This is a genomic window from Paramagnetospirillum marisnigri, from assembly GCF_001650715.1.
Lineage (GTDB): Bacteria > Pseudomonadota > Alphaproteobacteria > Rhodospirillales > Magnetospirillaceae > Phaeospirillum > Phaeospirillum marisnigri.
Window position 1 is genome coordinate 1 of record NZ_LWQT01000001.1, and the last position, 1,449, is coordinate 1,449.

General features: G+C 60.8%; 1 pseudogene. It reads right to left on the reverse strand.

What is annotated here, in order from left to right:
* Window positions 1-49: 49 nt before the first annotated feature.
* Window positions 50-1,385 (reverse strand): annotated as a pseudogene (locus A6A04_RS00005) (IS701 family transposase).
* Between the last annotated feature and the right edge of the window lie 64 nt (window positions 1,386-1,449).

Below are 1,449 nucleotides of genomic sequence, written 5' to 3' on the forward strand. Positions count from 1 at the left end.
CTAGCACTACTTTGGCACTTTAGGCTCCGCAGCATCCGCAAGGAGCCTGTCACAGTGAGGGCATCGTCTGGGTGGATGTCGCATGAAGAGGTTGAGGATCGCTTGCCTTATGGCCGGCAAGCTTGGTTGTGGCGGGGGTCCCGAGACTCTTTTTTTTCCGCCCCGCTGCCTTGAGGCGGCGGGATTGAAGGAAGGCGTAGGCGATCATCGTCATCAGTGCGTGTCGGTGTAATCCCGTCCAGGATCTACCTTCAAAGTGGTCGAGCCCAAGTTCTTCCTTGAGCTGCTGGTGGGCCTGTTCACAGACCCACCTGGCCTTGATCGTGGCAGCGAGCGTCTTGATGGAGGTATCGGTCGGCAGGTTCGACACATAGTATTTTTGCTCCCCGGTCGACCGCCGCTCGCCGACGAGCCACACCTCATCGCCCGGCATGCACTGCATACGGCTATCGAGCATCCGGTGCTTATGACCGTCCGCAACGCGGACACGACGGGCCGCGAAGAGACATGTCAGCCGACCTTTGGTGCCCCGCCGCCAGCTGACCTTCTGCCATTTCGCTGTGGCCAGCAACGCTTCGGCAGAGACCGGGGGCTGATTGGGAATATGGTATTTACGAGGCTTTCCGGTCTTCGCGACGGGAAAGATCAGATCAACGTCGGCGGGGTAGACGGTCTGGCGTCGTGACAGACCCACCGCCCACATCAGACCGCGCTCGCTTAGAGCCTGACGGAATGGTCCGCTGGATCCGTACCCTGCATCGGCAAGCACACAGCCGAAACGCGCGCCGGAGGCGATGACCCGGTCGATCTCCTCGATCGCAATCTCCGGCTTTGTCAGAGCATTGTGTCTATCCTTCGGCACACCGGCCCGCGCCATGCGCTCAGGGTCATCCGTCCAGCTCTCCGGCAGGAATAGCCGCAGGCCCACCATCACCGGCACCTCGCGCGACGCCAACGTGACCGAGACCAGCGACTGACAGTTGGCAGTCTTCCCGAGCGACGAGGCATATTGAGGTGCTACGCCAACCGAGTGACGTCCCTTCTTGGGCAGTGCCGTGTCATCAATGACCAGAAACCCCGCCTCATCGCCGACCAAGCCATCCGCCTCTTTCAGCAGAACGGCCTCCAGGGGAGCACTGTCCCAAACACCCGCAGCGACGAAATGATGAAGCTGATCGTAGCCGACATCGCCGGAGCGCGCCGCCATCGGCTGAACGCTCTTGCGGTCTCCGGGACCGATCAAACCCGCGACATAGAGCGGGCACATCCGCGCCCGCGTCTTGTGCCGTAGCGCCGCAACAAACGGCGCAAGCCAACGGTCGAGATCGCCTTGCCAGTCCACGTCCATTGATCGGCCCTCCATAAGCCGACCTCTTATGAATCACGCAAACTTGCTCTTGGGAACCCCAAAAAACCGCCCGTAGCTAAAATATGCCAAAGTAGTGCTAG